Source organism: Cupriavidus sp. 86D6, from assembly GCF_057815095.1.
The window spans coordinates 495,692-502,591 of sequence record NZ_JBYPSB010000003.1; the positions used below are offsets into that span (position 1 = coordinate 495,692).

At 67.7% G+C, this 6,900-nt stretch carries 6 protein-coding genes; 1 reads left to right on the forward strand and 5 read right to left on the reverse strand.

What is annotated here, in order from left to right; all coding sequences use genetic code 11:
• Nucleotides 1-5: 5 nt before the first annotated feature.
• The 3 genes from AC3G88_RS11180 to czcI all read right to left on the reverse strand — a co-directional run bounded on the left by AC3G88_RS11180 (nucleotide 6) and on the right by czcI (nucleotide 2,992).
• Nucleotides 6-1,238, reverse strand: a complete 1,233-nt coding sequence (locus tag AC3G88_RS11180) for an efflux RND transporter periplasmic adaptor subunit (RefSeq protein WP_488772446.1) — start codon at nucleotides 1,236-1,238, stop codon at nucleotides 6-8.
• Nucleotides 1,239-1,262: 24 nt separating this feature from the next.
• On the reverse strand, nucleotides 1,263-2,516 hold the full coding sequence (locus AC3G88_RS11185; protein ID WP_488772445.1) for a TolC family protein: 1,254 nt from the start codon (nucleotides 2,514-2,516) through the stop codon (nucleotides 1,263-1,265).
• 95 nt (nucleotides 2,517-2,611) lie between these two features.
• The gene (czcI, locus tag AC3G88_RS11190) at nucleotides 2,612-2,992 is read right to left on the reverse strand and encodes a cation efflux protein, CzcI family (protein ID WP_488772444.1); all 381 of its coding nucleotides are present in this window, start codon (nucleotides 2,990-2,992) and stop codon (nucleotides 2,612-2,614) included.
• Nucleotides 2,993-3,130: 138 nt separating this feature from the next.
• Here czcI and AC3G88_RS11195 point away from each other — a divergent pair, with 138 nt between their 5' ends.
• Nucleotides 3,131-5,506: a heavy metal translocating P-type ATPase gene (locus tag AC3G88_RS11195; protein ID WP_488772442.1), complete on the forward strand. Its 2,376-nt coding sequence runs from the start codon at nucleotides 3,131-3,133 to the stop codon at nucleotides 5,504-5,506.
• A 32-nt stretch (nucleotides 5,507-5,538) separates the two neighbouring features.
• Here the strand turns inward: AC3G88_RS11195 and AC3G88_RS11200 are convergent, their stop codons facing one another.
• Nucleotides 5,539-6,429 (reverse strand): polysaccharide deacetylase family protein, encoded by an 891-nt coding sequence (locus AC3G88_RS11200; protein ID WP_488772441.1) that lies wholly within the window; start codon nucleotides 6,427-6,429, stop codon nucleotides 5,539-5,541.
• 7 nt (nucleotides 6,430-6,436) lie between these two features.
• Nucleotides 6,437-6,900, reverse strand: a 464-nt coding sequence (locus AC3G88_RS11205) for an NAD-dependent epimerase/dehydratase family protein (RefSeq protein ID WP_488893392.1), incomplete at its 5' end; no start/stop codon positions are given.

Genomic DNA, 6,900 nt, shown 5'->3' on the forward strand with positions numbered 1-6,900 from the left:
TCCGGTCAGTGCGCGTGCTCGGCGCTGGCCTTGCCCTGTTCCGCCTTCAGCACGAAGCTGTTCGCGGAGACATAGCGCGTGCCGGCTGCCAGGCCATCGACGATTTCAATGCGCTTGCCGTCGGTACGGCCCGTCTTGACCGTGCGCGCCGCAAAGCCCCCGGGCACCTCGACGTACACCTGCTGGCGGTCGCCGTCGGTCTGCAGCGCGTCGCTGTCGATGACCACGGCGGCGTCGGTTTCGCCGGTGGCGACGCTGACGGTGACGAACAACCCCGGCCGCCATGCCATCTGCGGGTTAGCCAACGTGACCCGCGCCGTGGCCGTGCGGGTCTGCTGGCCCAGCAGGGCGCCCACGTACGAGATCCTGCCTTCGGCGGTGCCGTCGAAGGCGGCCGATGTCACCCGGACCGCCTCACCAAGCCTGACATGGCCCAGGTCCTTGGCCGCGATCACGAACTCCGCCCATACCGTGTTGAGGTCGGAAATCGTGAAGACCGCGGTTTCTGCTGCCACGGCCTCGCCCAATGCGAGATGCTTTTCCACCACGATGCCGTCGAACGGCGCGCGCAGTTCGAACTGGTTGATGGCGCGGGCTGATGTCGTGGCACCGATGGCGGTCAGCTTCTGCCGCGCATTCTGCGCGGAGATTTCGGCTTCCTGCAGTGCGGTGCGGGCGGCCAGGAAGTCTTGCTCCGCCGACACCTTGTCTTCCCAGAGTTTCTTTTCCCGTGCGTAGGTGGTGCGGGCCAATTCCAGCCGGCGCTGGGCGGCCAGCAGTTCGCTGCGCTGGTCGGACAGCTGGGTGCTGGCGAATACCGCCAGCAGGTCGCCTTTCTTTACGCGCTGGCCCAGGTTGGCCACTACCGATTCGGCAACGCCCGCCACGCGCGGCACGACGTGCGCGGTGCGGTCCTCGTTGAACTTGATTTCGCCGGGAAATTCCACGGCGCTGCGGATTCTGCCAGGCCCGGCGCTGGATATCGACAGGCTGGCGTTGCGGATCTGCTCCGGCGTCATGGCGATCCGCCCGGGGTCTTCGTCTGTGTGGCCGGCGTGGTCGCCATGCCCGGCGTGGCTTGCTTCCGTGGCCGAGGCGGGCGCGACATGGGCGGCCTCGCCTTCGCCTTCATGGCTGTGGCCGTCGCCACGGCCAGCCAGCAGCAGCGCCAGCGCGGCCATCAGGCCGGCGATCACGATGGCGGCAATCGCCACGCCTTGTTTGCGGGTCAAAGTCATCACGGTGTTCCTTGCGTTGGCGCGTCAGCGGCCAAGAATGCGATCGATGGTGGTGGCGGCCTGCCAGCTGCTGGCGACGACACCGAGATAGCGGATGCGGGCCTGGAACAGCGTGCGCTGCGCATCCAGCACATCGAGATAGTTGAATTTGCCGGCCTCGAAACCCTGCGTCGCTGCCTGCAAGGCGCGCTCGGCGGCCGGCAGGACGGTCTCCCGCAAGGTCAGCGCCGAGGTGCGCGACACGTTCAGCTGGCTGGACGCCTGCTGCAGGTCGTGATCCAGCCGCAGCCGCGTGGCGCGCAGTTCGTCGGCGGCCTTGTCGGCCTGGCGGATGGCGGTGTACAGGTTGCCCTGATTGCGATCAAACAACGGCAGCGGAATGGCGATGCCCACCACGGGGAAAGTGCCGCGCTCGGGGGCGCCGTTGTCGCGCTTGGCGCCCACGCTGAGCGTCACGTCCGGGTACTGGCGGCTGCGCTGCACGTTGATTTCGGCCTGGCGCCGATCCAGTTCGCGTTCGCTGGTCAGCAGCGCGGGCGCGTTGTCGAGCGACTGGCGAAGCAGGGTGGACGCCGGTCGGGCCGGCAGGTTGTCCAGCTTGCCGTCGGCTTCCGAAAAACGCGGAGACGGATTGCCCCACAGCGTGGCCAGGGTCTGGCGGGCCGCTACCAGCCCGGCATCGGCCTCGGCGCGCTCCAGTTCGGCATTGGCCAGTTCGACCTGGGCCTTGGTTTCCTCGACCGGCGAGATCTTGCCCGCCGCCACACGGCGCGCGGCGGCGTCGGCGCCGCGCCGGGCGATATCGACGGACCCGGCGGCCAGCCTGATGCGCTCCTGGGCGATCAGCACGTTGAAGAAGGCGCCGATCACGGTGGCGCGCAGGTCCGCTTGCAAGGCCCCGAGCTGGGCCTGCGCCACATCGCGTGCGCGCTGTGCGGCACCGATACGCGCGCCGCGCTTGCCGCCGAGCTCCACCGGCAGGTTCATCTGGGCCGTGGTGGCACGCGTGGCCTGCCGCGTGTCTTCCATCTGGACCGACACTTCGGGATTCGGGATCACACGGGCCTGGGTAATGCCGCCTTCGGAGGCGTCCACTTCGATCCGGGCGGCCGACAGCGTGGGGTTTTGCGACGCCGCCAGCGCCAGCGCGGCGTCGAGCGTCAGGGCGCCGGGCGGCTCCTGGACACCGGATGAGGCGTCCTGGGCGAACACCCCGGGCGTGAAGAACGGGCTGCACAACGCGGCCGCCAGCCCCAGCGGCAATAAAAGGCTTCTCATCGAATTCACCAGATCAGCAGGAGAAAATCGGCGAGACGCGCAGCGATACCGCTCAGCGGTATCGGGATGACAGGGTCAGTCGTGCGTCCCGCCGGCTAGGCGAGGCGCAGCCACTGGGGCCGATCGGGAACGGGGGCTGGAATGGAGCCGAACGCGTACTGGCGCGGCGCGTAGCGCAAGGTGACGTAGCGATAGTCACCGGGCATGAGAAGTTCGGCAAAGACGCCGTGCGAACCGGGGAAGTGGCAGGCGGTGCAGTCGCCGTCGGGCAGGCTGGCGGCCTTTGCGGTGGTCTTTCCGCCACTTTTGCCGGCCTTGTGCGCGTCGTTGCCGTGCTCGTGCGTGTGATGGCCGAAATGGTTGGTCGTCGCGGCTGGCAGGTCAGCCGATTCATGTGCGCAATAGGCCGCAGCGCCGGCCCAGGCAAACTGGAGCGGCAGCAGGATCGACAGGAAGACGAGCAGCAGGCGGCGCATGGGCAGCGATTATAGGCTGCCGCCCCCGCAGTGGACATTACGTTGATGTCATCGACGGGGTCTTTCCGGCCGGTGCTTGACCTTGAAGTGGCTACAGGGTCTTCAATAGCACCCAACAACGCAAAATGGATAACCGCCATGGCTCGTACCACCCCTGAAAACCTGCTGACGCCGGGTTCGGCAGCCCGCGGTCATGGGCACGACCACGCGCACGGTCACGACCACGATCATGGCCATGACCACGCGCATGATCACGATCACGACCATTCGCACGATCACAGCGATGCCCATGCCCGCAGCCCGGCGCCTGCCAGTTGCGGCTGTGGCACTACCTGCAGCACCCCGTTGACGGTGGGTCCGGCGGTGGCAGCACCCGCTGGCACACGATCGGCCGCGTACCGGATCGAGGCGATGGACTGCCCGACCGAGGAAACGCTGATCCGGAACAAGATCGGCAATATGGCCGGCGTGGCGGCGCTCGATTTCAACCTGATGCAGCGCGTGTTGACCGTGCATCACACGTTGGATTCGCTCGATGCCGTGGTCAAGGCGATTGCGTCGCTGGGCATGAAGGCCGAGCCGCTGTCGGACGACAGCGCCAAGGCGGCCGTGGCGGAACCGGGCAAGCCCTGGTGGCCGTTGGCGCTGGCCGGTGCGGCGGCCATCGGCGCCGAAGCGGCCGAGTGGTTCCACATCGGCGCGCCTTATCTGCCGGCGGCGCTGGCGTTGGCCACGGTGCTGATGTCGGGCCTGGGCGTCTATCGCAAGGGCTGGATCGCGGTGCGCAACGGCAACCTGAATATCAACGCGCTGATGAGCATCGCTGTCACCGGTGCCATGGTGATTGGCCAGTGGCCCGAAGCGGCGATGGTGATGGTGCTGTTTGCGCTGGCCGAGCGGATCGAGGCGGCTTCGCTGGATCGCGCGCGCAATGCCGTACGGGGGTTGATGGCGATGGCGCCGGAGCAGGCCACCGTGCTGCAGCCCGATGGCACCTGGCAGGCCGTGGAGGCGCGTGCGGTGGCCGTGGGTGCAACGGTGCGGCTGCGCCCCGGCGAGCGGGTGGCGCTGGACGGGCGCGTGCTGCGCGGCCAGTCGGCGCTTGACCAGGCGCCCATTACGGGCGAGAGCGTGCCGGTGGACAAGTCGCAGGGCGATCCGCTCTATGCCGGTTCGATCAATCAGTCGGGCGAGCTCGAATACGCCGTGACGGCGCCTGCCAATGACTCCACGCTGGCACGCATCATCCATGCCGTGGAAGCCGCGCAAGGTAGCCGTGCGCCGACCCAGCGGTTCGTGGACCAGTTCGCGCGCATCTATACGCCGGTGGTCTTTGCCATCGCGCTGGGCGTGGCCGTGATGCCGCCGCTGGTCCTGGGCGGCCCCTGGCTGGACTGGGTTTACAAGGCGCTGGTGCTGCTGGTGATCGCGTGTCCGTGCGCACTGGTGATCTCCACGCCGGTGACGATCGTCAGCGGACTGGCTGCGGCGGCCCGGCGCGGCATCCTGATCAAGGGCGGCGTCTATCTGGAGCAGGGCCGGCATCTGTCATGGCTGGCACTGGACAAGACCGGCACGCTGACGCACGGCAAGCCTGCCCAGACCGATATGGCGCTTTTGGTGGACGACGTGCCGCAGGCGCGCGCCATCGCCGCGAGCCTGGCGGCACGATCGGACCACCCGGTGTCGCGCGCGGTGGCCGCTGCGGCGGACGCCGATGGCGTGGCGCGGCGGGAAGCGAGCGATTTCGCGGCCCTGCCCGGGCAGGGCGTACGCGGCACGGTGGATGGCGTGGCGTACAGCTTCGGCAATCACCGGCTGATCCACGATCTGGGCGCATGTTCGCCGGCCCTGGAAGCACGGCTGGAGGCCATCGAGCGGCAGGGCAAGACCATCGTGTTGCTCGCGGCGACGCCGGGCGACGGGCAGCCCGCCCGCGCGCTGGCCCTGTTCGGCGTGGCCGACACGGTACGCGAGACCAGTCGGCAGGCCATCGAACAGCTGCACGCGCTGGGCGTGAAGACGTTGATGCTGTCGGGCGACAACCCGCATACGGCACAGGCCATTGGCCAGGCGGTGGGCATCGACGAGGTGCGTGGCAATCAGTTGCCGCAGGACAAGGCCGATGCCATCGCCGCGCTGGCGGGGCAGGCGCATACGCATGCGAACAAGGTGGGCATGGTGGGCGACGGCATCAACGATGCGCCCGCGCTGGCGCGGGCCGATATCGGTTTTGCGATGGGGGCGGCGGGCACGGACACGGCCATCGAAACCGCCGACGTGGCGTTGATGGACGATGACCTGCGCAAGATCCCCGCCTTCGTGCAGCTGTCGCGCCGTACGTCGGGCATCCTCAAGCAGAACATCACGCTGGCGCTGGGCATCAAGGTGGTGTTCCTGGCCCTGACCGTGATGGGCATGGGCACCATGTGGATGGCGGTGTTTGCCGATATGGGCGCGAGCCTGCTGGTGGTGTTCAACGGGCTGCGCCTGACGCGCAAGGGCGCGGCCTGACCCCGATTCGGACGAACCCGGGGCCGGGCGGGTTACGGCTGGATGATCAGCTCGCCGCTGCGGCCGGGGATTTCGCCCCAGGTGACCGGCAATTGCGGCAGGTCGGTGCGGTCGATGTGCCGGTAGTAGGTGGCCATCGATACCAGGTCGTGCCCCTGGGCGCGCCAGCCAGCCAGCAGCCGCTGGAACACCGGTGCCAGCTTGCCGCCTTCCAGTTCGGTATGGAGCGTGAAGATGTGGTCGGCGTCGCCTTCGGTCAGCTTCAGCACGGCGTGGTGAACATTGTCCTCGGTCAGGTCGCCCACGCCGATCAGCTCGTCGAGCGTCGGCAGCGTGGTCGGCATCTGCACGTGGCGGCATGGTTTGCCCGCCACGGTCGGGATGTAGGGCGCCGTGCCCCGGCCATCCGACGCGTAGGTCATGCCCCAATCGTCGATCTGACGAAACGCCTCTTCATTCATCTGCCAGCCCGCCGCGCCGTGCGTGGTGGGCGGCGCGCCGAAGATTTCCACGAATCGCTCGAACGACTGCTGCATCTGGCGGCGCGTCCAGGCCGCATCGCGATCGCGCACGTTGTCCTGCCAGTAGACGTGGTCCCACGTGTGGATACCGCATTCATGGCCTGCCGCCGCGGCTGCACGCATCTCGGCGGCGCCCTTGCGGCCGATGTCGGGCCCCGGCAGCAGCACGCCGTACATCAGCGTACGCAGCCCGTAGTTCGACACCACCGACGTGCGCGACACCTTCTTCAGGAAGCCGGGGCGAAATACCCGGCGCAGCGCCCAGCCCGTGTGGTCCGGGCCAAGGCTGAACAGGAATGTCGCTTCCGCCTGATGCGGAGACAGCATCGACAGCAGCGCGGGAACCCCTTCACGGGTGCCGCGCAGCGTATCGACGTCGACTTTCAGGGCAATGCGGGCCATGTGGGGATCAGTTGTTGCTGTCGACCAGCGTACGGGCGTCCACCACCTTGTCGCGGTAGGCCTCGAAGATGCGGCGCAGCGCCTGCTCCATCGTCACCTCGGGCTTCCAGCCCAGTTCGTCGATCGTGTTGTCGATCTTCGGCACGCGGTGCTGCACGTCCTGGTAGCCCTTGCCGTAGAACTCGCCCGACGACGTCTCCACGATCTGCGTCTTGCGCGCTTCCTCGGCGTACTCCGGGTAATCGGCCGCCATCTTCAGCATCATCTCGGCCAGCTCGCGCACCGAGTGGATGTTCTTGGGGTTGCCGATGTTGAAGATCTTGCCGCTGGCCACGCCATCCTTGTTCTCGATGATGTGCATCAGCGCCGAGATGCCGTCCGAAATATCGGCAAACGCGCGCTTCTGTTCGCCGCCATCGACCAGCTTGATCGGCTCGCCGCGCACGATATGGCCCAGGAACTGCGTCACCA

Coding starts and splice junctions, on each gene's coding strand:
- AC3G88_RS11195 (WP_488772442.1), top strand. CDS start 3,131: ATGGCTCGTACCACCCCTGAAAACCTGCTGACGCCGGGTTCGGCAGCC.
- AC3G88_RS11185 (WP_488772445.1), bottom strand. CDS start 2,516: ATGAGAAGCCTTTTATTGCCGCTGGGGCTGGCGGCCGCGTTGTGCAGC.
- AC3G88_RS11200 (WP_488772441.1), bottom strand. CDS start 6,429: ATGGCCCGCATTGCCCTGAAAGTCGACGTCGATACGCTGCGCGGCACC.
- AC3G88_RS11180 (WP_488772446.1), bottom strand. CDS start 1,238: ATGACTTTGACCCGCAAACAAGGCGTGGCGATTGCCGCCATCGTGATC.
- czcI (WP_488772444.1), bottom strand. CDS start 2,992: ATGCGCCGCCTGCTGCTCGTCTTCCTGTCGATCCTGCTGCCGCTCCAG.